The following is a 21814-nucleotide window of genomic DNA, read 5'->3' on the forward strand; positions in this document are numbered from 1 at the left end:
CCTCAGCCGATCTGGTCGAGGACCAGAGCGGTGACCTTGGCGACGTCCGAGGCCGCGACCGACGGCGCGCTGACCTGGACGGTGAGCTCACCCTTGCTCTGCTGGCACTTGGTCTGGGCCGGCTGGACCTGGCCGCCGGTGGCGACGGTGCCGGTCACGATGCAGGTGGCCTTGCCGACCTTCACCAGCTGGTCCACGGTCGAACCCTGCTGGAGCTTGGCCGGGTCGGAGATCTCACCCGGGGAGACCGCGCCGCCCGCGGCGCGGAAGGCCTGGGCGAAGAAGATCGACTGGCCGCCGTCCTTCAGGTAGATCGCGTTGCCGAAGCCACCGCCGGTGGTCTTCTTCAGCTGGGTGTCGCCGAAGTCGATCTCCGCCTGGACGGCCTTGACGACCTGGGCCTCCTGGCCGGCCATCGACGGGTTGCCCTTCCATGCCTCGACGTCGGTGGCGGACTTGTAGCCGCCGGGCAGCGTCGTGGGCATCGTGATCGCGGAGGCGTTCGCGGTGTCGCCGACGGCCTTCGGCAGGAAGACCGCGAAGAGGACGACGAGCGCCAGCGCGACGGCGCCGAACGCAATACCGGTCAGGGGAACATCACTGTTACGGGTGTCGCTCACGGTCTCTCCTCATTCGTGGTCGCAGTCACGCTACCGGGCGCGCGGTGAGTGGCCACAACCGGGCCGCGTGACGGACCGGGCTACTCTCAGCGGGTGCCCTTCGCTGTACCGGCCCGTGATGAACCGGCCTTCGACGTGCCGGCCCTGATCGCACGCACCGCCGTGGTCGACGACTCTCGTCGCCTCAGCGCGCTCCTCGAGCTCCTGCCCGCGTCCGAGGCCGGCTCCGACCTGGTCTCATGGGTGCGGCGGGGCGAGGGCCTGGTCGGCTGGGGCACCGCCGCGCTCGTCCGGACCGCCGGACCGACCCGCTTCGCCGACGCCGCGAAGTGGTGGTCTGAGGTGGTCGCCCGGGCGACCGTGACCGACGAGGTCGGCGAGCCCGGGACGGGCCTGGTCTCGTTCGGCTCCTTCGCCTTCTCCGACGCGCCGGGCGACTCCGTCCTGGTCGTGCCGTCGATCGTGGTGGGCCGCCGGGGCGCGACGACGTGGGTCACCACCATCGAATCTGCACCTGCAACCGCCGAGGCGGCAGCTGTGCCCGCCGCGTCCGCACGGGCGTCCGCACCCGGTGCAGACGCGACGGCCCTCGGTGCGAACTCGGCGCGCTTCTCGGAGTTCGACGGCGAGCGCTGGATGGCCGTGGTCGCCGACGCGGTGGAGCGGATCAACCGGGGCGACCTGGAGAAGGTCGTGATCGCCCGCGACCTGATCGCCACGCTCGCCGAGCCGATCGACGTCCGGGCGCCGCTGACCCGGCTGGCCGACGCGTACCCGATGTGCTGGACGTTCCACGTCGACGGGCTCTTCGGCGCGACGCCGGAGCTGCTGGTCCGTCGCGAGCGCGGCCTGGTCACCTCGCGCGTCCTGGCCGGCACGATCCGTCGTACCGGCGACGACGAGCACGACCTGACGCTCGCCGCCACGCTCGCCCGCTCCTCGAAGGACCTGGAGGAGCACGAGTACGCGGTCCGGTCGGTCGCCGACGCGCTCGACCCGCACTGCTCCTCGATGAACGTGCCGGAGTCACCGTTCGTGCTGCACCTGCCGAACGTCATGCATCTGGCCACGGACGTCACCGGCGTGGCCCGCGACGACCGCACCTCGCTCCAGCTCGCCGAGGCGCTGCACCCCTCCGCCGCCGTCGGTGGCACGCCGACGGCGGACGCCGTCGCGCTGATCGCCGAGATCGAGGGCATGGAGCGCGGCCGCTATGCCGGGCCGGTCGGCTGGATGGACGCGACCGGCGACGGCGAGTGGGGCATCGCGCTGCGCTCGGCCGAGATCGTCGACCCCACCACCGTCCGGCTGTTCGCCGGCTGCGGCGTGGTCGGCTCCTCGGTGCCCGCTGACGAGCTGGCGGAGTCGAACGCCAAGCTCATCCCGGTCCGCGAGGCCCTGGCCTAAGCGCTTCGCGTCTAGAGGCCGAGCTTGTCCTTCCAGGAGCCGAGCCCGATCGTCCACTCCGTGACGACCCGGTGCGCGACGGTCCCGGCGGTCCAGAACGGGTCGTCGTTCAGCCAGGCCTCGAGCTCGGTCGGCTCGGCCTCGTAGACGATGACGGCGCCGCCGGCGGCGGTCGGGCCGCTCAGCACCAGGTCGCCGCGCGAGTCCAGGAACTCCCGGTGCGCGGGCCGCAGCTCATCGCGCTTGGCCGCGCTGCCCTCGGCGTAGTCGTAGAGAACGACACTGAGCATCAGAGGTCCTGCCCGTCCTTGAGTCGCTTGAGCTCCTGGCCGGTCTTGGGCAGGAACATGCCGAGCAGGTTGTCGACCACACCGTGGCCGGCGTCGCTGTAGATCCGGTCGTGGATCGCGATGCTGGTCGGCGCCTTCACCTCGCGGATGAAGTCGATCAGCTCCGAGGCCCGCGCCCACGGCGCGGATGCCGGCGCGAACAGGACGTCGATGTCGACGCCCGGGCCGGTCAGTGCGTCACCGGGGTGGAACACCTTCTTGTCCCCCAGGGTGAAGAGGTAGCCGGAGTTGTGGAACCGGGGCAGCTCGGGGTGGATCACGGCGTGCAGCTCGCCGACGGCCGTCACGGGGACGCCCACGTCGAAGGTGTCACCGGGAGCGACGACCGTGGTCCGCTCGAAGACCTCAGGGGCGTCCTCGCGGATCTTCGCCGCCACCGCGTCGATCGTCCACACCGGGACATCGACGGCCCTGAGGTGGTCGGGCAGGTAGTGGTCGACGTGCTCGTGGGTGATCAGGATGGCGTCAGCGCCGTCGAGCGCCTCGCGATCGGTGAAGACACCGGGATCGAGCACCACCGTGGTGCCCTCGTGCTCGATCCGGACGCAGGCATGGCCGAACTTCGTGATCCGCATACCGCCACTGTAGAGGGAGCCGGCGCGGCGTCGAGCGCGGGTTTACGCCGCGAGGTGCGGCACCTGGGCGACGGTGCCCTCAGGGGTCAGGTAGGCCCCGTCGTCGAAGAGGATCACCCCGTTGCAGAGCACCTCCCAGCCCTGCTCACTGTGGTCTGCGACGACGTGGGCGCTGCAGCAGTCGGGCGCGGTGGCGTCCGGGCAACGCGGCGTGTGGTGACACATTGCGATTCCCCCTGGGAAGCTCGGTCCGGGGCGGGTGTGCCCCGATGGTGATCCGGTACCTCCGATCATGCGCCTCTTCACCGACAGAATCAGGACACTCGGCCCGATCTGTGGAAAAAGTCGCCGGTCGATGTCCCGACACCACCCGGACGGGCTATGCGATCACGCGGTCTGATGGTGCACATAGCACCAGCGCCAGTCCTCGCCGGGCTCTGCGGACTGCATCACCGGATGGGTCGTGTCGTGGAAGTGCCGGGTCGCGTGCCGCCGCGGGGACGAGTCGCAACATCCGATGTGACCGCACTCCAGGCAACGCCGCAGCGCGACCCACCGGGTGCCTTCGGCGAGGCAGCCCTCGCAGGCGAGCAGCTTGGCGGCGTCGTCGCCGAGCACCGGCACGGCCGGGTAGCGCGCGAGGTCGGCGCAGCTGTCGTTCAGCACGCGGCGCTCACGGTTCGCCTCGCCGATCTCGGCACGCTCGGCCTGCGCGACCTCCAACATCGACTCCTCCACGTCGAGCGCGGCCAGGACGTCGGCCACCACGTCGGACGGCACGGTGCCCTCGCTGCGGATCTCCAGCACGCGGGCGCGCTCCGCGTCGATCATCGTGCAGCGCACGCGGCTGTACAGATCGCTGGGAGACTCCACCCCCGGCGCGGTGCCGAGCCGCTCCCACGCGGCGAAGTTGCGCAGCTCCACGCGCTGACGGATGGTGTCGACGACGCCGTGCGGATCGTCGTACTCGAGCCTCTCGAGCACCTCCATGCCCGCCTTGCTGGCCTGCTGGAGCAGGGTCGCGCGAGCCAGCGCGTCGTCCACCGGATCGGGTGACGGCACCCGCAGGACACGGGCCAGCCACGGCAGGGTGAGCCCCTGCACGAAGAGGGTGCCGGCCACCACCGTGAACGCGATCAGCAGCAGCACCTCCCGGTGCGGGGCCGTGCGCGGGATCAGGTACGCGGCCGCGAGGGTGACGACGCCACGCATCCCGGCCCAGCCGAGGATCACCGAGCCGGCCCATCCGGAGCGCTGGCCCGTGAAGGGATCGGGACCCGGCTTGACCAGCAGGTAGCCGACCACGAAGACCCACACCATCCGGATCACGATCACCCCGATCAGGGTGGCGAGGCAGACCTCGATGATCCGTCCTGCGGAGAGCCCGCTCATCCGGACGTCGTCGAGCAGCCAGTCGAACTGCAGGCCGATGAGGAGGAAGACGGTGTTCTCCAGGACGTAGGCGATGGTGCGCCAGTTCATCCGCTCGGCGATCCGCGACTGCGCGGTCTGCAGGATGGGTGCGCGGTGCCCGAGCAGCAGGCCCGCGACGACGACCGCGATCACGCCGGAGGCCTCGACCTTCTCGGCGCTGATGTAGGCCGCGAACGGGACGACCAGCGACATCCCGGTGTCGAAGACCGGGTCGGTGACGTGCTTCCTCAGGTAGCCGACGACCAGGTAGAACGCGACGCCGATGATCACGCCGCCACCGGCCGCACGGACGAAGTCGAGGCCGACGTGCCAGGCCTCGAGTCCGCCGGCGAGCGCCAGGATGGCGGTGCGCAGCGAGACCAGGGCGGTGGCGTCGTTGAGCAGCGACTCGCCCTCGAGGATGGTGACGATGCGCCGCGGCAGGCCGATGTCGCGGGCCACCGCGGTCGCCGCGACCGCGTCCGGCGGGGCGACGACGGCGCCGATCGCGAGACTCGCCGGCCAGCCGACGCCGGGCAGGAGGGCATGCACGATGACGCCGATGCCGAAGGTGGTGGCCACGACCAGGCCGACGGAGAGCAGCAGGATGGTTCGCCGGTTGGCGTTGAAGTCGACCAGCGAGGCCTGGATCGCGGTGGAGTAGAGGAGCGGCGGCAGCAACCCGAGGAGCACCACCTCCGGCTCGAGGTGCACCTGCGGCATCGCCGGGAGGTACGAGACGACGATGCCCGCGGTGATCAGCACGAGCGGCGCGGGCAGGTTCAGCCGGCTCGAGAGCGCCGTCACCGCCAGGACGCCGACCGCGAGCGCCGTCAGGAAGATCGCGATGTCCACGGGGACATCATGTCGCCCCGGCGGGCATCAGGGACGAAGCGCCCGGATCCGCTGGTCCAGTCCCCGTCGATCGGCGCGGCCGACGACCGCCTCGATCACCTCGATGCCACCGTTGGGATTGGCCAGCGCCTGCTCGAGCTCCGTCTTCGAGGTCACCTTGAGGTGCGGCGTACGGGTCGCGGCGCACAGCGCGGCGATGTCGACGTGATGGGGTGTGGCGAAGAGCCGCTCGAAGGCGTCCGCGTACTGTTCCGCGCCCTGCTCCAGGGTGGCGAAGATCGAGCCGCCGTCGTCGTTGACCACCACGATGGTGAGGTCCGGGCGCGGCTCGTCGGGCCCCAGGATGAGTCCGTTGGCGTCGTGCAGGAACGTGACGTCGCCCATCAGCGCGAGATCGCGGGTGGAGCCGTCGTGCCGCCCCAGGGCGGCGCCGATCGCGGTCGAGACGACGCCGTCGATCCCGGCCAGGCCGCGGTTCGCGATCACCTTGCGGCGCGCGCCGACGTCGTAGCGCGGCACCATCAGGTCGAGGTCGCGGATCGGGTTGGACGGACCGACGACGAGCTGGCCACCGCCCGGCAGCGCCCGGGCGACCGCGCCGGCGACCTCCAGCGGCGTCAGCTCCGGCTTCTCGGCGAGCAGGCGATCCAGTTGCCGGCCCACCGACCGATCAGCGTCCTTCCACTCCCCCAGCCAGCCGACCTGGCCCTCCGGCGTCGCCGACTCGTCCCTCGCGCCGACGATCGGGCGGGTCGTCAGGAGCCGGCGGTCGACCCGGTGCGCCGGCAGGGCCCAGACGCCACGGGCCGGCGCCGCGATGACCTCGACGTCCGTGCGTGCGAGCAGGCGCGCCACCGGGCGCGACAGGGTCGGGTGCCCGAAGACCACGACCCGCTCGATCCGCTCGGCGAGCTCGGTCCCGAGCAGGAGGCGATAGGTCCGGATGGCGTTGTCACCCGTACGGGATCCGCTGGACGGCTCCGCGAGCAGCGGCCAGCCGCCCGCCTCGGCGAGCTGGCGGGCCGGAGGCCCGGCGTCGTCACCGGCCACGACGACCGTACGGCGATCGGTCCCGATGGTCTCGGCGATCACCGGCTCGGCCCCTGCGGGAGGGCCGACTCGACGGTGCGCGAGGGCCGGGTCGGCGGTGTCGGAGGGCCGGGTCGGCGTCCAGCGGTCTGTCGGGGTCAGGGGGTCGTCGAGCTGCACGTTGGCGTGGAACGGCCCGCGCGCCTGCCATACCGCTGCTGCGAGGTCGGCGGGCATCTGCGCGAAGTCGGCGGTGGGGATGAGCGGGCCGAAGATGCCGACCTGATCGGTGGTCTGGTTGGCGCTGGTCTCCCGCAGCCGGGCGGGACGGTCCGCGGTGAGCAGCACCAGCGGGACACCGGCGTGGGCGGCCTCCAGCGCGGCCGGGTGGAGGTTGGCGACCGCGGTGCCCGAGGTGCAGAGCACGGCGGCGCGCGAGCCGTTCTTCGACAGGCCCAGCGCGACGAAGCCGGCCGAACGCTCGTCGATCCGGGTGTGCAGGCGCAGCAGACCGGCCTGCGCGGCGTCGTACGCGGCGAACGAGAGCGGCGCGTTGCGCGAGCCGGGCGCGATCACGATCTCGCGCACGCCGGCCTCGACCAGCGCCGCGATCACGGCGCGCGCGGTGGCGGTCGCATCAGTCGGCGAGGAGCTCACTGACCCTCTTCACCCGGTCGGTCCACCAGGCCACCCTGTCAGCCTCCGGTTCCGCGGCGGCGAGCGACCCAGGGGTCACCCTGATCCCGACGACCTCGAGCGCGCCGTCGATGACCGTGAGAGGCGTGTCGACCAGGTCGCCGGCGAGCAGCTGCCCGGTGGCCAGCCCACACGCGTATGGCAGCTCGGGCAGCGCCGCCGCGAGCGCGACCCCCGCGGCCAGCCCGACCGAGGACTCGAGCGCCGAGGAGACGACCACCGGCAGCCCGATCTCCTCGGCGATGCGCAGGCACGCACGGACTCCACCGAGCGGCTGCACCTTGAGCACCGCGATGTCAGCGGCCTCGAGGTCACGCACCCGATAGGGATCCTCCGCGCGGCGGATCGACTCGTCGGCGGCGATCGGCACCCCAGTCCTGCGACGCAGGGCGGCGAGCTCCTCGACCGTCGCGCACGGCTGCTCCACGTACTCCAGACCGCCGGCGGCCCGGTCGAGCACCGGCAGGTCGGCGAGCGCCTGGTCGAGGGTCCACAGCCCGTTGACGTCGATCCGGATGCGGCCCGACCGGCCGAGCGCGTCGCGTACGGCCTCCAGGCGGGCCTGGGCCTCGGCGAGCGACTGGCCGGGCTCGGCGACCTTGACCTTCGCCGTCGTGCATCCGTGCGAGGCGAGCACGATCTCGCGGGCCCGGTCCGGCCCGACCGCGGGCACGGTGACGTTGACCGGGACGTAGCGGCGCAGCGGGGTCGGCCAGTCGTGACGAGAGGCCTCGCGGGCGCTGGCGAGCCAGGGCACGGCGGTCGGGTCGTCGTACTCGACGAACGGGGAGAACTCCCCCCAGCCGTGATCGCCCTCGAGCAGCACCCCCTCACGCACCGTGATCCCCCGGAAGCGGGTGGTCATCGGGATCGACCAGACGTGGAGCCTCATCCGGCCTCCATCACCAGGGCCCGGAGCGCGAGCCGATCGGTCTTGCCGTTGGCGAGCAGCGGGAGGTGCGGCAGCACGACAAGCTGGCGCGGCGCCCACGCGCGGGGGTGCGCCTCGCCGACCCAGCCGCGGGCCTCGTCGAGCGAGAGCGCCCCCTCGACGAACGCGACCAGGCGGTTGCCCCACTCCTCGTCCGGTACGCCGAGCACCTCGGCGCCGTGCACCGCCGGGTGCTCGCGCAGCCGCCGGGCCACCAGCGCCGCCGGCACGTTGAGGCCGCCGGTGACGACCATGTCGTCGAGCCGCCCGAGCAGCTCGAGCCGGCCGTGCTCGTCGATCCGTCCGGCGTCGGAGGTCAGGAACCAGCCGTCGACCAGGGACTCGCGGGTCAGGGCCGCGTCGCCGTCGTAGCGCGAGAAGAGCGTGGGGCCGGACAGCCGGACCCGGCCGCCGGCGTCGATCTTGAGGCGGACGTCGTCGAGAGGCAGCCCGTCGTAGACGCAGCCGCCGCAGGTCTCCGCGGAGCCGTACGTGGCGACCACGTGGACCCCGGCCTCGGCCGCCCGCGCCCGCAGCGACGGGTCCATCGGACCACCACCGAGCAGCACGGTGTGGAAGCCGGCGAGCGCCGCGGCGTCCTCGCGGGACGCGAGGAGACGCTTCAGCTGCGTCGGCACGAGCGAGACGAAGCCGCCCTCGCCGAGCTCGCGGGCCGCGTCGGTGAAGGACGCGTGCTCCTGCAGCAGCACCGGGAACTCCCCGGCGGCCAGGGAGCGGGTGATCACGTTGACGCCGGCGACGTAGAAGCCCGGCAGCGCGAGCAGCCAGCGGCCCGTACCGCCGAGGCGTCGCCCGGAGAGCGCGACGGACGCCTCGACCGCCGCGCGCTGCAGGACGACCCGCTTCGGGCGTCCGGTCGAGCCGGAGGTCTCCACGATCCACGGGGACTCGTCGCCCGCCGACCACCAGCGCGCGAGGGCGTCGAGGGTCGCCGGGGCGTTATCCATGTGACGAAACCTAGCCGTTGTGGTCCGATGCAGGCATGCCCTCCCCACGGATCTCGGGCCGGAGGCTGGCCGGCGTGGTGCCACCGCCCGGCTTGACCCGCCACCTCTGGTCGCAGGCGGTGCTGTTCAAGGCCGGCGACGGCCTCTTCCTCACCGGCAGCGCGGTCTTCTTCGTCAAGGTCGTCGGACTCACCGCCTCGCAGGTCGGTCTGGGTCTGGCGATCTCGGGCGGCATCGCGCTGGCGACCGCCATCCCCGCGGGTCGGCTCGCCGACCGGATCGGCACCAAGCGCGTCTGGGCCCTCGGTGACCTGCTGTGCGCCGTCATGTTCCTGGCGTGGCCCTTCATCGGCGGATTCACCGCGTACGTCGTGATGGTCACGGCCTACTCCGTCGTCGAGAACACGGCCGACGCCGCCCGGCGCGCGTACACGCTCGACGCCCTCCCGCCCGCCGACCGGATCACGAGCCAAGCGCTCATCTACTCCGGCATGAACGTCGGCTCCACGCTCGGTGCGCTCGGCGGCGGCATCGCGCTCGCGTTCGACAGCCTCACCGTGATGCGCTGGATCCCGCTGCTCACCGCAGCGCTCTTCGCGATCAACGCCGCCTTCGTCCTCCGTCTCCCCGCGGCGCCGCACGAGCGGGCGGCCACGGCCGGCGGCCCGGACCGGGAGCGGGTACGTCCGCAGGGCCCGCCGGCGCTGCGCAACCGGCCCTATCTGGTGCTGCAGGCGTGCATGGGCTCGCTGTGGACCAACCAGACGCTGCTCAGCGTGCTGATCCCGCTGTGGCTGGTGACCGAGACCGACTCGCCGCACTGGTTGCTGGCGTGGCTGTTCGGGACGAACACGGTGCTGTGCATCTTCCTGCCGCACCTCACCTCCGCCGGTGTCGTGGATGTCGACGACGCGCTGCGCCGTGTGCGCTGGTCGGCGGCGTTCTTCATGCTCTCGTGCCTCATCACGATGGCCACCCACTCGACCACGGGCCTGCTGACCGGCTCGCTGGTCCTGCTCGGCCACCTGACCGTGACCGCCGCGGAGCTGGCGACCGGCTCGGCGGGCTGGGTGTTCCAATCGCAGCTGCAGGACCCCCGCCGCCGCGGCGAGTACGGGTCGGCCGGGCAGCTGCTCAACGGCCTCGGCGGCCGCTGGGCCCCGGCGCTCTACACCTGGCTGGCGATCTCGTGGCACCACCTCGGCTGGATCGTCATCGGCCTCATCGTGGTGGCCGCGGCCGCAGCGGCCCATCCGGCCGCCCGCGCCGCGGAGCGCTTCGCGGAGCGTGAGTTCCCGGCCGAGGAGGAGCTCGGCGCGCTCACGGCCTCCTGAGCCCCGCGCCGCGGCTCAGACGACGAACAGCGGCACCGCGACGAGCAGCGCCCAGAGCAGCTCGGCCACACCGGTCTTCTGCAGCACGGGGATCAGCGCCGGGCCGACGGCACCGCCGGTGACCAGGCGTACGCCCTGGAGGCCGACGGCCAGGAAGCCGAGGCCGACCAGTGCCCACCAGGTCGTGACGACCGCGACGCCCACCACGGCGAGTGCGGCGACCACGATCAGCACCGCGTAGAGGGTGCGCGTCCCGGCCTCCCCGAGCCGCACCGCGAGCGTCACCTTCCCGGCGACCCGGTCGGTCGGGATGTCGCGCAGGTTGTTGGCGACCAGGATCGCGCAGGCCAGCGCGCCGATGCCGACGGCGGCCCACAGCGCGGCCCACTCCCAGGTCTGGGTCTGCACGTAGACGGTGCCGACCACGGCCACGAGGCCGAAGAAGACGAAGACCATCACCTCGCCGAGACCCGCGTAGCCGTACGGGCGCGATCCGCCGGTGTAGTACCAGGCGGCGAGGACGCACAGGACCCCGACGGCCACCAGCCACCAGGCGGTGGCCGCGGCGAGCGCCAGGCCGGCGACACCGGCGACGCCGAAGGCGAGGAACGCCGCGCGCTTCACCGCGCCCGGCGTGGCCAGGCGGGAGCCGGTCAGCCGCAGGGGCCCGACGCGCTCGTCGTCGGTGCCGCGGATGCCGTCGGAGTAGTCGTTGGCGTAGTTGACCCCGACCTGGAGCGCCAGGCTGACGACCAGGGCGAGCAGCGCCCGCCACCAGGTGAAGCCGTCGAGGTAGGCGGCGACGCCGCTACCGGCCAGGACCGGGCTGATCGCCGCGGGGAGGGTGCGGGGTCGAGCCCCTTCGAGCCACTGCGCAGGTGTCGCCACAGGCCGAGACACTAGACGAGCGAGCGAACGGCAGCGCGAGCGAGGTACGAGTTTCTGGCGCTGGCCGTGAGCGAGCGAGACAGCCGCGCAGCGGCTAGACGAGCGAGCGAACGGCAGCGCGAGCGAGGTACGAGTTTCTGGCGCTGGCTGTGAGCGAGCGAGACAGCCGCGCAGCGGCTGGACCCTCAGCCCTGGCGCTCTTCCTTCTGGTCCTCCTTGGCCTTCATCTCCTCGAAGGCGGTGACCGTACGGGCGGCGCGCTCCTCGACACGAGCGGCGAAGGCCGCCCGCGGGCCGTTGAGCAGCTTGTACGAGAGCAGCCCGCTGATCACGATCGCGATGATCGCCGGCCAGACGATGTTGAAGCTGTCCGTGAAGAGCGCCCAGATGCCGGCCACGATGGCGAACGTGGCGAGCAGGACGACCAGGCGCAGCAGGGTGTAGACGACGAACTCCTTCACGCCGTCACCGTACCTCCGGCCGCGGGGCCGTCCACGATCGCCGGCGCGTGCGACGGCACGCTCGCGTACGAGTGCGCCGAGGTGGTGGAGAAGTAGTTGATCCCGATGAAGTTGAACCACAGGGTGGCCAGGCCGACGATCGCCAGGATGGCGGCGTTGCGGCCCTTCCAGCCGGCCGTGGCGCGGGCGTGCAGGTACCCGGCGTAGACGACCCAGGTGATGAACGCCCAGACCTCCTTGGGGTCCCAGTTCCAGTAGGAGCCCCACGCCTGGTGCGCCCAGATCGGCCCGGTGATGAGCACCGCGAAGGTCCACAGCACGAAGCCGAAGGCGTGGATCCGGTAGGCGGTCCGGTCCAGCGAGGCCAGCGACGGCACCCGCGACATCCAGCCGGAGTCGGCGTCGGGATAGCGCCGCTTGATCAGGTAGATGATCGAGGCGATGCCGCCGAGGGTGAAGGCGCCGGTGGCCAGCGAGGCGGCGAAGACGTGGATGACCAGCCAGTACGAGTTGAGGGCCTCGGTCAGCGGCTCGACCGGCGCGTAGAGCGCCAGCACGCCGACCATGAGGAAGACCATCACGAACGCGACGACGGCGGGCGCCATCCAGGAGAGCTTGAGGCGGCGGTAGAGCGCCACGTAGGCCACCGCGACGATGCAGGTGCCGGTGACGGTGAACTCGTACATGTTGCCCCACGGCACCCGGCCCGCGGCCAGGCCGCGCGAGACCACGGCGGTGAGATGCGCCAGCGCGGCGATGCAGGTCAGGAGGTAGCCGAGGCGGCCGAACATGGCGACCCGCTCGGAGCGGTCCTCGTCGGGGGTCTCGAGGCCGCGCGCCTCGACCGCGGGCGCGCCGGCACCCACGAGCTCGCGCTCCTCGACGTCCGCGCGGCGACGCCCGATCAGGGCGGACCACTCCACCAAGTGGCTGAGCAGCGCCAGGAAGTAGACGACCGCAGCCGTCGCGACCGCGCGATTGCTCAGCAGCTCGTACGCATGGGTACTCACGACATTTCCTCCACTTCACGACCCTGCAGCTGTGCCACCAGGCCGGAGACCACGGCATCGACCTCGTCGTTGCCCGAGCGGTCGAGGACGGCCACCTCGACCAGAGTGCCACCCGCGGTCTCCCGGGCACGAACCCAGACCCGTCGCGGACGGATGAAGAGCGAGCCCATCAGGCCCAGCAGCGCCAGCGAGACGCCGCCGAGAGCGACGTGCTTGAACGGGGTCTGGCTGATCTGCAGCTTGTTCCAGCGGACCACGTCGTCGAACGTGATCGTGCCCAGGCCATCGGGCAGCTTCGCGGTCTGACCGACGCGCAGGTTGAACGCGCGGCCGCCGGTGTCGTTGACCTTGGTCATCCGCGAGGTGTCGAGCGTGTAGACCGACTGCTCGCTGTCCTGCATGCCGTTGTCGCCCTTCCAGACCTGGAGCGACAGCATCGCGGCGGACTTGTCACCGATGTCGCCGGTGATGTTCTGCGGGACGCCGCCGAGGGTGACCTCGGCGGGGTAGAACAGGCCCTGCGCGGAGATGTTGCCGGCGGCGGGCTTGATCACGCCGAAGGACAGGAAGCTCTGGTTCTCCGGCAGGAAGACCCGCGGACCGGAGGCGACGATGTCGCCCTTGCCGTCGCGGATCGTGACGACGGGGGCGTACCCGTGGCCGATCAGGAAGACCTCGGTGCCGCCGATGTCGAGGGGGTGGTTGACCGCGAGGTCGTACGACTTGCTCGGGCTGCTGGGGCCGTCCTCGTACTGGACCTCGGACTTGAAGCCCTTCGCCATCCCCTGCCGCGGACCCGACGTCAGCCAGTCGACGTGGAAGTCGTGGATGTGCAGGTCGAACCAGTTGAGCTGGTCGGGCTTGAAGAGGCTGCCGGGCGCGAAGTCGTCGTACTGGGTGAGCTCGTTGGAGAAGCCGTACTGGTCGCCGACCAAGACGATCACGCCGCCCTTGTAGCCGAAGAGCGAGCCGACGGCGAAGCCGACCAGGACGATGATCACGGCGCAGTGGAAGAGCAGGTTGCCCGCCTCGCGCAGGTAGCCCTTCTCGGCGGCGACCTCACCCGCGGCGCTTTCCCGGCGCAGCCGGTAGCGTTTGCGGCCGAGCACCGCGTTCGCGCGCGCGACGACCTCCTCGACGGACTCGGCGGTCTCGTACGAGGTCGCGGCCGGCATCCGCAGCAGGTTGCGCGGAGCGGCGGGCGGCTGGGCGCGCAGGCCGCGCCAGTAGACGAACAGGCGCGGGATGATGCAGCCGATCAGCGAGACCATCAGCAGCACGTAGATCGCGGCGAACCACGGGGCGCCGTAGACGTCGAACAGGCCGAGCCGCCGGTAGATCGGGGTCAGCGTGGTGTGCGCGTCCTGCCAGTTGGAGACCTTGACCGAGTCGAGGTTCTCCTGCGGGATCAGCGACCCCGGCACCGCCGCGATGGCGAGCAGGAGCAGCAGGATGAGGGCCGTACGCATCGACGTGAGCTGGCGCCACGACCACCGGGCCAGCTCGCGCGCGGTCATCTCGCGAGGCGTCGCCTCGCGGGGGGATCCGGTCACAGGGTCACTCCAGACCAGTGGTCGACGAGGTGGATCTGCAGCCAGTCGAGCGCGTACTGCCACCAGCCGGTGAGCAGCGCCAGGCCGACCAGGATCAGCATCACGCCGCCGATGCGGGTGACCCACCGCTGGTGACGGCGCAGGAAGGTCAGCGCGCCGAGCGCGCGGCGCCACAGCACCGCGAAGAGGATGAACGGCAGTCCGAGGCCGAGGGAGTAGAACGCCAGCAGGACGCCGCCGCGGGCGGCGGTGCCGGAGGTGGCGGCCAGCCCGTCGATCACGCCGAGCGTCGGGCCGACGCACGGGGCCCAGCCGAGGCCGAAGAGGAAGCCGAGCAGGGGCGCGGCGGCCAGGCCGACGGCCGGCACCTTGTGCACCCGCAGGTCGCGCTGGAACCACGGCAGCACCCCGAGGAACGCCAGCCCCATCACGATGGTGAAGACGCCGAGGATCCGGTCGATGAGCACCTGGTGCTCGAGGTACCAGTAGCCGAGCGAGCCGGTCGCGACGCCGAGCGCGACGAAGACGACCGAGAAGCCGAGGACGAAGAGCACCGAGCCGAGCAGCATCCGGCTGCGCCGGACGTCACCGGAGGCGAGCTCGGCGCCCGAGAGGCCGGTCGCGTACGAGAGGTAGCCCGGCAGCATCGGCAGCACGCACGGCGACAGGAACGACGCCAGCCCGGCCACCACCGCGACCGGCACGGCCAGCACCATCGAGCCGGAGCCGGCGGTGTCGGAGAACCAGTTACTCAAAGCCCTTGCACCCCTGGGCCTTGGGATCGGCCACGCACTGCACCGTCTCGGTCAGCGTCAGCGCCGAGGGGATGACGCCGCGGATCATGGCGGCCACCCGGCCCTGACTGTCGAGGATGGCGGTCGCGGGCACGGAGCGCGGCGCGAACTTCGGCGGGAAGGCGAGCACCGCCTTGCCGTCCGGCGAGTAGATCGAGGGGTACGTCGCGTCGTACTTGCGCTCGAAGGCCAGCCCGTCGGCCGCCGAGGAGTCGCGGATGTTGATCCCGACGACCGTCGCCGTGTCGCCGAGCTTCTCGGAGGCCTGCTGGAGCATCGGCGCCTCCTTGTTGCACGGCCCGCAGCCCGACCACCAGGTGTTGAGCACGACCGGCTTGCCGCGGTCGGCCGCGAGGTCGTACGGCTTGCCCTCGAGGGTCGTGCCGCTCAGGTCGATCGGCTCGCCGCGGTCGGCGACGGCGACGGGCTCCACCTGGCTGTTGCCGGTGATGTAGCTGCCCTGGTTGGTGCCGTTCATGCCGCAGGCGGAGAGCCCGAGAGCCAGCGCCGCGAGGAGCAGCGGGCGTACGTGGGAAGGGGTGCGCATGTCAGGGACGCAGCTCCTCCGGAGCATCGCCGGCCGAGAACGGCGCACGCCGGTCCTTCTCCGGGATCATGTCGCCGGCGGGCTCGCTGTAGGAGATCCGGTCGAAACGGTCGTCGACGAAGTGGAACGACGTCAGCGAGCACAGCGTGCACTGCCGCTTGCGCGGGTCGTGCAGGAAGCTCTTCTTCTCCGCCGCCAGCCGGGTGGTCCAGATGGGCAGCTGGTGGGAGACGATGACGGCCTCGTGGCCCTCGGCGGCGTCGCGCGCGTCGTGGACCGCGGCCATCATGCGCTCGACGATCACCTTGTACGGCTCGCCCCAGCTCGGCTTGAGCGGGTTCCACAGCTTGATCCAGGCGCTCGGGTGACGCAGGGCGTTGTCGCCGGGGCTGAACCGCTTGCCCTCGAACCAGTTCTCCGACTCGATCACGCGGGCGTCGGTGACGATCTCGACGCCGCGGGCCTTGGCGAGCGGGCGGGCCGTCTCCTGGGCGCGCTCGAGCGGGCTGGAGACGACGTGGGTGATGTCGCGACCGCCGATGACCTCGGCGACGCGCTCGGCCATCGCCGCACCACGCTCGGAGAGGTGGAACCCGTCGCGGCGGCCGTAGAGGATGCCCTCGGGGTTGTGGACCTCGCCGTGGCGCAGCAGGTGGACGATCGTCTCGGTGCTCACTTGTTCTCCTGGGTCGCAGCGGCGGCACGGGCCGCGGTCGGCAGCGCGTCGATGATCTGCTGGATGGCCTTGTCGTCGTGCGCCGAGGAGAGGAACCACGCCTCGTACGCGCTGGGCGGCAGGTAGACGCCCTGGTCGAGCATGCTGTGGAAGAGCGCGGCGTACGCCCTCTCGTCGGTGCGCTTGGCGCCGTCGAAGTCCGTCACCGGCGCGTCATCGAGGAAGACCGAGAACATCGTGCCGGCGCTCTGGATGACGTGCGGCAGGCCGGCGGCGGTGAAGGAGTCCGCGATCGCCGCCTTCACCTGCTCGGCGGCGTGCGTGATGTGGGCGTAGACCTCGTCGGTCGCGAGTCGCAGCGTGGTGAGACCTGCGGTGGTGGCGATCGGATTACCCGAGAGGGTGCCGGCCTGGTAGACGGGGCCCTCCGGGGAGAGGCGGCGCATCACGTCGGCACGACCGCCGAACGCGGCCGCCGGGAAGCCGCCGCCCATCACCTTGCCGAAGGTGACCAGGTCGGGGCGCCACTCCTCGTGCAGACCGTCGATGCCCCAGTAGCCCTCGCGGCTGGCGCGGAAGCCGGTCATCACCTCGTCGGAGATGAAGAGCGCGCCGTGCCGGGTGCAGATCTCGGAGAGGAACCGGTTGAAGCCCGGCAGCGGCGGGACGACGCCCATGTTGCCGGGGCTGGCCTCGGTGATGAGGCAGGCGATCCGCGGGCCGTGCTCGGCGAAGACGGCCTCGACGGCGGCGCGGTCGTTGTAGGGCAGCACGAGGGTCAGCTCGGTGCTGGAGGCCGGCACGCCGGGCGTGCCGGGGACGGCGAAGGTGGCCAGGCCCGAGCCCGCCGAGGCGAGCAGCGAGTCGACGTGACCGTGGTAGTTGCCGGCGAACTTGATCACCACGTCGCGGCCGGTGAAGCCGCGGGCGAGGCGGATCGCGGACATCGTCGCCTCGGTGCCGGAGGAGACGAAGCGGACCTCCTCGACGGGGGCACGGCGGACCAGCTCCTCGGCGAGCTCGACCTCGGGCTCGGTCGGGGTGCCGTACGAGGTGCCGCGGGCGATCGCGGCGCTGACCGCGGCCATCACCTCGGGGTGCTGGTGGCCCAGCAGCATCGGGCCCCATGAGCAGATCAGGTCGACGTACTCGTTGCCGTCGACGTCGGTGAGCCAGGCACCCTTCGCCGAGCGGATGAAGCGCGGGGTGCCGCCGACGGCGTTGAACGCCCGGACCGGCGAGTTCACCCCACCGGGCGTCACCGCCTTCGCGCGCGCGAAGAGAGCCTCGGAGGCGGGCAGGGAGCCGGACGGGTCGTAGGACACCGCGTCATTGTCACCCAGCAACCTGAGAGCAGCCCAACCGGGCCATGCCCGGCTGACCGATCGGACAGAGGTGCCGAAAAGCCCGTCATGACCGCCCGCCGCGCGCGTCTCCTGGATACACGCGTGCCCGCCGGGGAACCGGCCCGAAGAAACGTGACGTCCGTAACTAACTCGCGGGTAGGCTCGTTGGGCCGGTCACGTGAGGGAGCACGTAGTCGTACGAGCCCGTACGGCGGATCAGGGGGAAGAAAGAGATGACTGCTCGATTCGGCAAGGCCCAGAAGGCCGCTGCGCTCGTGCCGCTGGCGGCCCTGTCGGCTGCCTGGACCATCAGCCTGACCGGCCTCGGCGCCGGCTCGGCGGAGGCGAGCGGCAGCCCGACGAACGGCTCGGGCGGGATCCTGGTGCCCGCCGACGAGATCGCCGACGCCGCGAGCATCGGCTCGGGCATGGGTGGCGGCACGGATGTCGCCCCGGGCCTCGGCCAGCAGATGATCCAGACCGCTGACAGCTCCGGCATCCCCGCGGCCGCCCTGGCGGCCTACCAGCGTGCCGCGAACGTCATCGACAAGGCCGACCCGGCCTGCCACCTGTCGTGGCAGCTGATCGGCGCGATCGGCCGGGTGGAGTCGAACCACGGCCGCGCCGACGGGAACACCCTCAGCGCCCAGGGCGTCGCCACCCCCGGCATCCTCGGCCCGGTCCTCGACGGCTCGGCCGGCACGAGCGAGATCGCTGACACCGACGCCGGCGCGTACGACGGCAACACCAGCTTCGACCGCGCGGTCGGCCCGATGCAGTTCATTCCCTCGACCTGGGCGGTCGTCGGCGTGGACGCGGACGGCGACGGCCAGCGCAACCCGCAGGACATCGACGACGCCGCCCTCGCGACCGCGGTCTACCTCTGCTCGGGCAGCGGCGACCTGTCGACGATGGCGGGCGAGGAGCGCGCGGTCTACCGCTACAACCACAGCCAGTCGTACGTCGACACGGTGCTCGGCGTCGCCAACGCCTACCTGGCCGGCGACTACTCCTCGGTGCCCAACTACACGGTCCCGGCGGCCTACCTGACGCCGTCGACGTCGATGGGTGGCGGCCGTCATCACGCGGTGACGAAGCACCACAAGCCGGTCACGACCCGCACGACCGCCACCGGTTCGACGGCGCCGAGCGCGGCCCCGGCCGCTCCGGCCGGCGGCTCGACGAGCGCTCCGGCCCCCAAGCCGACCAAGTCCGCCGACCCGGCCGAGCCGGTCAAGCAGGCGATCGAGCAGCCGGTCAAGGCCGTCACCGACACCGTCGCCTCGGTCGCCCAGCTCACCCAGGTCTGCACCCAGGCCTTCGCCGCCACGACGGCCCAGGAGCCGGCCTCCGCGCTGACCACCTGCGTCAACGAGCTCACCGGCAAGACCCTGCCCCAGGCGCAGAAGAGCGTCACGGGCGTCGTCTCCGGCCTCGCCGGAGCCGTCACCGGCATCGTCGGCGGCCTCCTCGGCGGCGCGAAGTAACAGCACCGCCACCCAGCTCAGCACCACAGCAGCCCCGGCCACCAGGCCGGGGCTGTGCTGCTTCCCCGGCAAGCCGCCGGCCGCACGTGCGGGCGACCGCACGTGCGGGCGGCCGGACGGCGGCCGCCTCAGCGAGCGAGAAGCTGAGCAGCCTCGATAGCCCAGTACGTCAGCACGATGTCCGCGCCGGCCCGTCGGAACGCCGTCAACGACTCGAGGATCGCCGCCTCGCGGTCGATCCAGCCGCGCTCCGCAGCCGCTTCGACCATGGAGTACTCACCGGAGATGTTGTAGGCCGCGACGGGCACGTCCACCGCGTCGCGGACCTGCCGGAGCACGTCCAGGTACGGCAGCCCCGGCTTCACCATCACCATGTCGGCGCCCTGCTCCACGTCGAGCAGGGGCTCCCGTACGGCTTCGAGGGCGCTGGCGGGGTCCTGCTGGTTGGTGCGCCGGTCGCCATGGAGCGAGGAGTCGACGGCCTCGCGGAAGGGGCCGTAGAACGCGGAGGCGTACTTGGCGGAGTAGGCCAGGATCGCGACGTCCTCGTGGGAGGCCGCGTCGAGCGCGGCGCGGATCACGCCGACCTGGCCGTCCATCATCCCGGAGGGACCGACGATGGTGACGCCGGCCGCGGCCTGGGCACGCGCCATCTCGGCGTAGACGGCCAAGGTGGCGTCGTTGTCGACGCGACCGCGGGCGTCGAGGACGCCGCAGTGGCCGTGGTCGGTGAACTCGTCGAGGCACAGGTCGGCCATGATCGGCAGCGCGTCCCCGACCTCGGCCACGCAGTCCGCGATCGCGACGTTGAGGATGCCGTCCGGGTCGATGGCGCCCGAGCCGGCGGCGTCCTTCGAGGTCGGCACGCCGAAGAGCATCACACCACCGATGCCCAGCTCCGCGGCCTGGGCCACGGCCGCCTTGAGCGAGTCGCGCGAGTGCTGCACGACGCCGGGCATCGAGCTGATCGGGACCGGCGCGTCGATGCCCTCACGGACGAACACCGGGAGCACCAGCTGGCGCGCCTCGACCGAGGTCTCGGCGACGAGCCGGCGCAGGGTCGGGGTGGCGCGCAAGCGGCGCGGACGGACGACAGGTCGCTGGATCTCGGGCATCTGCTTCTCCGATCGATGCTGGGTCTCGATACGACCTCGCCTGGCGCTCGGTCTCCTCGACGAGTGGTCCGCTGGTCGAGGAGCGAGCGCCGGCGAGCGTATCCGCGACTACTTGGCGCGGGCGCGACGCCCGGTCGGCTTGCGCTCGCTGGGCTTGGTGACCGGCTGGCCGGCCTCCAGCATCGCCGAGCGACGGGCGGCACCGAAGTCGGCGAGCGCCTCGGTGAGCGCCTCCACCGACGGCGACGCGGCGAGGACGTCGACGCGCAGGCCGTGCTCCTCGGCGGTCTTCGCGGTGGCCGGGCCGATCGCGGCGATGATCGTCGAGGCGTGCGGCTTGCCCGCGATGCCGACGAGGTTGCGCACCGTCGAGGACGACGTGAAGACGACCGCGTCGAACTTGCCCGTCTTGATCGCGTCGCGGGTCGGCGCCGGCGGCGGGGCGGCCCGGACGGTGCGGTAGGCGGTGACGTCGTCACACTCCCAGCCCAGGTCGATCAGGCCGGCGATGAGGTTCTCGGTGGCGATGTCGGCGCGCGGCAGGAAGACCCGGTTGATCGGGTCGATCAGCTCGTCGAACTCGGGCCACACGTCGAGCAGGCCGGCGGCGGACTGGTTCTCGGCGTCCGGCACCAGGTCGGGGCGCAGGCCCCACTCGAGCAGCGTCGCGGCGGTCTTGTCCCCGACCGCGGCGATCTTGAGGCCGGAGAAGGCGCGGGCGTCCAGGCCGTACTCGTCGAACTTCTCCTTGACCGCCTTGACCGCGTTGGCCGAGGTGAAGGCGATCCACTCGTAACGGCCCTCGACCAGGCCGCGGACGGCCTTGTCCATCTGCAGGGGGTTGCGGGGCGGCTCGACCGAGATGGTCGGCACCTCCTCCGGCACCGCGCCGTAGGCGCGCAGACGCTGGGAGAGGGCGGGGGCCTGCTCCTTGGTGCGGGGGACGAGCACGCGCCAGCCGAAGAGCGGCTTGGTCTCGAACCACGACAGCGTGCCGCGCAGGTCGACGACCTTGCCGATGACGATGATGGCCGGCGGCGCGATCCGGGCCGCGCGGACGTCGGCGGCGACGTCGGCCAGCGTGGAGGTCAGCGTGACCTGCTCGGTGGTGGTGCCGACGCGGGTGATGGACACCGAGGTCTCCGGCTTGCGGCCGGCGGCGACGAGCTCCGCGGCGATGTCGCCGATCAGACCTACGCCCGAGAGCAGGACGAGGGTGCGGTCGTCGCCGTAGCGGCTCCAGTCGATCTTCTCGCCGCAGGTCACGACCGCGATCTCGCGGTTGTCCTTGGTGGTCAGCGGGATGCCGGCGTAGGCGGGCACGGCCACGACCGAGGAGACGCCGGGGACGATCTCGAAGCCGATGCCGGCCTTGGCGCAGGCCTGCGCCTCCTCCGGGCCCGAGGCGTAGAGGAACGGGTCGCCCACCATCAGGCGGACGATGTGGCCGCCCTTCTTGGCGTGCTTGACCACCACCTTGGCGCGCGCGGCGTGGGTCAGCGGCTGGCCGTCCTCGCCGAAGCCGCCGTCGACGAACTCGGGGCCGCCCTCGGCGTCCTCGGTGAGGCCGAGCAGCACCCGTACGAGGGGCTCGTGCTCGGGGGCCTCGGTGACGACGACGTCGGCCTGCCGCAGCAGCTCGACGGCACGGACGGTCAGCAGGTCCGGGTCGCCCGGGCCGCTGCCGACGAACGACACCCAGCCCGGCTCGCTGGTCCCACTCTTGGGAGTCTTGTTGGTCATGCGCTGTGCACCATTC

21 protein-coding genes are annotated in these 21814 nt (G+C 71.9%); 3 read left to right on the top strand and 18 right to left on the bottom strand.

Annotation, left to right across the window (positions count from 1 at the left end; genetic code table 11):
* Positions 1–2 precede the first annotated feature (2 nt).
* Complete coding sequence (locus KSO98_RS01520) at positions 3–620, bottom strand: hypothetical protein (protein WP_225283023.1); 618 nt, start codon at positions 618–620, stop codon at positions 3–5.
* Positions 621–713: 93 nt separating this feature from the next.
* Here KSO98_RS01520 and KSO98_RS01525 point away from each other — a divergent pair, with 93 nt between their 5' ends.
* Positions 714–2027, top strand: coding sequence for an isochorismate synthase (locus KSO98_RS01525; protein WP_225283025.1), 1314 nt, complete (start codon positions 714–716; stop codon positions 2025–2027).
* Between the two features lie 11 nt (positions 2028–2038).
* Here KSO98_RS01525 and KSO98_RS01530 read toward each other — a convergent pair whose 3' ends face one another.
* The 7 genes from KSO98_RS01530 to KSO98_RS01560 all read right to left on the bottom strand — a co-directional run bounded on the left by KSO98_RS01530 (position 2039) and on the right by KSO98_RS01560 (position 8844).
* Entirely contained in the window at positions 2039–2317 is a 279-nt protein-coding gene (locus KSO98_RS01530; protein WP_225283027.1) for a YciI family protein, read from the bottom strand.
* Positions 2317–2952 (bottom strand): MBL fold metallo-hydrolase, encoded by a 636-nt coding sequence (locus tag KSO98_RS01535; RefSeq protein WP_225283029.1) that lies wholly within the window; start codon positions 2950–2952, stop codon positions 2317–2319. Before KSO98_RS01535 ends, KSO98_RS01530 begins: the two co-directional genes overlap by 1 nt.
* Positions 2953–2994: 42 nt before the next feature.
* A complete protein-coding gene (locus KSO98_RS01540; protein ID WP_225283030.1) occupies positions 2995–3177 on the bottom strand; it encodes a DUF5999 family protein in 183 nt (60 codons plus the stop codon).
* Between the two features lie 162 nt (positions 3178–3339).
* Positions 3340–5220 (bottom strand): Na+/H+ antiporter, encoded by a 1881-nt coding sequence (locus KSO98_RS01545; RefSeq protein ID WP_225283033.1) that lies wholly within the window; start codon positions 5218–5220, stop codon positions 3340–3342.
* Between the two features lie 27 nt (positions 5221–5247).
* Positions 5248–6906, bottom strand: a complete 1659-nt coding sequence (gene menD, locus KSO98_RS01550) for a 2-succinyl-5-enolpyruvyl-6-hydroxy-3-cyclohexene-1-carboxylic-acid synthase (protein ID WP_225283035.1) — start codon at positions 6904–6906, stop codon at positions 5248–5250.
* Entirely contained in the window at positions 6887–7837 is a 951-nt protein-coding gene (locus KSO98_RS01555; RefSeq protein ID WP_225283038.1) for an o-succinylbenzoate synthase, read from the bottom strand. Before KSO98_RS01555 ends, menD begins: the two co-directional genes overlap by 20 nt.
* Complete coding sequence (locus KSO98_RS01560) at positions 7834–8844, bottom strand: AMP-binding protein (protein ID WP_225283039.1); 1011 nt, start codon at positions 8842–8844, stop codon at positions 7834–7836. Before KSO98_RS01560 ends, KSO98_RS01555 begins: the two co-directional genes overlap by 4 nt.
* 35 nt (positions 8845–8879) lie before the next feature.
* Between KSO98_RS01560 and KSO98_RS01565 the strand changes: the two genes are divergently transcribed.
* Positions 8880–10178: an MFS transporter gene (locus KSO98_RS01565; RefSeq protein ID WP_225283040.1), complete on the top strand. Its 1299-nt coding sequence runs from the start codon at positions 8880–8882 to the stop codon at positions 10176–10178.
* A gap of 15 nt (positions 10179–10193) precedes the next feature.
* On the opposite strand, the gene KSO98_RS01570 is transcribed toward KSO98_RS01565, so the two are convergent.
* The 8 genes from KSO98_RS01570 to hemL all read right to left on the bottom strand — a co-directional run bounded on the left by KSO98_RS01570 (position 10194) and on the right by hemL (position 17432).
* Complete coding sequence (locus KSO98_RS01570; RefSeq protein ID WP_225283041.1) at positions 10194–11066, bottom strand: 1,4-dihydroxy-2-naphthoate polyprenyltransferase; 873 nt, start codon at positions 11064–11066, stop codon at positions 10194–10196.
* Between the two features lie 185 nt (positions 11067–11251).
* Positions 11252–11527 (bottom strand): DUF4229 domain-containing protein, encoded by a 276-nt coding sequence (locus KSO98_RS01575; protein ID WP_225283042.1) that lies wholly within the window; start codon positions 11525–11527, stop codon positions 11252–11254.
* Positions 11524–12537, bottom strand: coding sequence for a c-type cytochrome biogenesis protein CcsB (gene ccsB / locus KSO98_RS01580; protein ID WP_225283043.1), 1014 nt, complete (start codon positions 12535–12537; stop codon positions 11524–11526). Before ccsB ends, KSO98_RS01575 begins: the two co-directional genes overlap by 4 nt.
* Positions 12534–14090, bottom strand: coding sequence for a cytochrome c biogenesis protein ResB (gene resB / locus KSO98_RS01585; RefSeq protein ID WP_225283044.1), 1557 nt, complete (start codon positions 14088–14090; stop codon positions 12534–12536). Before resB ends, ccsB begins: the two co-directional genes overlap by 4 nt.
* Complete coding sequence (locus KSO98_RS01590; protein ID WP_225283045.1) at positions 14087–14845, bottom strand: cytochrome c biogenesis CcdA family protein; 759 nt, start codon at positions 14843–14845, stop codon at positions 14087–14089. The genes resB and KSO98_RS01590 overlap by 4 nt, the downstream gene beginning before the upstream one ends.
* Complete coding sequence (locus tag KSO98_RS01595) at positions 14838–15431, bottom strand: TlpA disulfide reductase family protein (RefSeq protein ID WP_225283046.1); 594 nt, start codon at positions 15429–15431, stop codon at positions 14838–14840. Before KSO98_RS01595 ends, KSO98_RS01590 begins: the two co-directional genes overlap by 8 nt.
* 1 nt (position 15432) lies before the next feature.
* Entirely contained in the window at positions 15433–16107 is a 675-nt protein-coding gene (locus KSO98_RS01600) for a histidine phosphatase family protein (RefSeq protein ID WP_225283047.1), read from the bottom strand.
* Positions 16104–17432, bottom strand: coding sequence for a glutamate-1-semialdehyde 2,1-aminomutase (gene hemL, locus KSO98_RS01605; RefSeq protein ID WP_225283049.1), 1329 nt, complete (start codon positions 17430–17432; stop codon positions 16104–16106). Before hemL ends, KSO98_RS01600 begins: the two co-directional genes overlap by 4 nt.
* Positions 17433–17686: 254 nt before the next feature.
* Here hemL and KSO98_RS01610 point away from each other — a divergent pair, with 254 nt between their 5' ends.
* Positions 17687–18940, top strand: a complete 1254-nt coding sequence (locus tag KSO98_RS01610; RefSeq protein ID WP_225283050.1) for a lytic transglycosylase domain-containing protein — start codon at positions 17687–17689, stop codon at positions 18938–18940.
* Positions 18941–19068: 128 nt separating this feature from the next.
* On the opposite strand, the gene hemB is transcribed toward KSO98_RS01610, so the two are convergent.
* Positions 19069–20055: a porphobilinogen synthase gene (gene hemB, locus KSO98_RS01615; protein WP_225283051.1), complete on the bottom strand. Its 987-nt coding sequence runs from the start codon at positions 20053–20055 to the stop codon at positions 19069–19071.
* Between the two features lie 108 nt (positions 20056–20163).
* A complete protein-coding gene (locus KSO98_RS01620) occupies positions 20164–21798 on the bottom strand; it encodes a bifunctional uroporphyrinogen-III C-methyltransferase/uroporphyrinogen-III synthase (protein WP_225283052.1) in 1635 nt (544 codons plus the stop codon).
* Positions 21799–21814 lie beyond the last annotated feature (16 nt).

Source organism: Nocardioides nematodiphilus, from assembly GCF_020216525.1.
Lineage (GTDB): Bacteria > Actinomycetota > Actinomycetes > Propionibacteriales > Nocardioidaceae > Nocardioides > Nocardioides nematodiphilus.